The organism is Mesorhizobium sp. P2_E9 (assembly GCF_056403815.1).
In genome coordinates this window covers 1-1,035 of sequence record NZ_JBFUET010000053.1, presented here as the reverse complement: position 1 = coordinate 1,035, position 1,035 = coordinate 1, and the positions used below count along the sequence as shown (strand labels likewise).

General features: G+C 61.1%; 1 protein-coding gene. It reads right to left on the bottom strand.

The features are described from left to right. The coding region (locus AC1D05_RS35720; protein ID WP_477447676.1) for an IS481 family transposase at positions 1-952 on the bottom strand (952 nt) is incomplete at its 3' end. Between the last annotated feature and the right edge of the window lie 83 nt (positions 953-1,035).

The window sequence follows — 1,035 nt, the reverse complement described above, 5'->3', positions numbered from 1 at the left end:
TGTGGAGCCTCAACAGGTTGTCCTCGGTTAGGCCGAGGCGGCTGATTGGTGTTTTGGACTTTAGGCTGCCGTGAGGTCGATGCCAATTGTATCGGTGCAGCCAGACGGGAAGTTCTCCGGCACGATGATCGGAGTTCGGGTAGGCAATGGCGTAGGCCCATTCCCTGAGCGCGGTCTGAATGAAGCGCTCTGCCTTGCCATTGGTCTTAGGCGTGTAGGGCTTTGTGGGGATATGTTTGAGGCCAAGCTCGCGGCAGGTCTTGGCGAAGGCTTTCGATCTGTAGCACGAGCCGTTGTCGGTCATGACGCGCGCGACTGAGATACCAAGGCTGGCATAATAGGCCACCGCTGCCTTGAGGAAGGCGATGGCGCTTTCCTTGCGCTCGTCGGGCAGTATTTGCGAGAAGGCGACGCGCGAAGCGTCGTCGATGCAGACATGAACGAACTCCCAGCCCACGCCGCGACTATTGGACTGGCCGGTGCGATCGCCGGTGATGCGGTGGCCAACCCGTTCAAATCGCCCGAGCTTCTTGATGTCGATGTGGATCATGTCGCCGGGATGCTCGCGTTCGTAGCGGCGGATCGGTTCGGCTGGTGCGATGTCCTTCAGACGCGACAACCCTGCACGCCTGAGAACCCGGCTGACGGTAGCGGGCGAGACGCTCACCTCCATAGCGATGTGCTTGCCGGTCAGCCGTTGGCGGCGCAGGACGGTGATGCGCTCGGCCACGGCCTGGCTGGTCAGACCCGGCATGACGTTGGGCCGCGACGAACGGTCGGCCATACCTTTGCTGCCTTCGGTCTTGTAGCGCTCGACCCACCGCGCCACGATCTTGGGCGACACGCCATAAATCCGCGCTGCATGGGCTTTGGAAAAGACGCCTTCTATCACCGACAACGCCATCTCCTCTCGACGCAGCGGCGTGAGACGGGCATTCTTGTGGATGTTCATTCGGACCCTCCGGTGAGTGCTGAAGCGTGGTAACTCCAGTCTCCTCGGTTCGGTCCGAATGGACAACCTCCTGAAAGCCCACA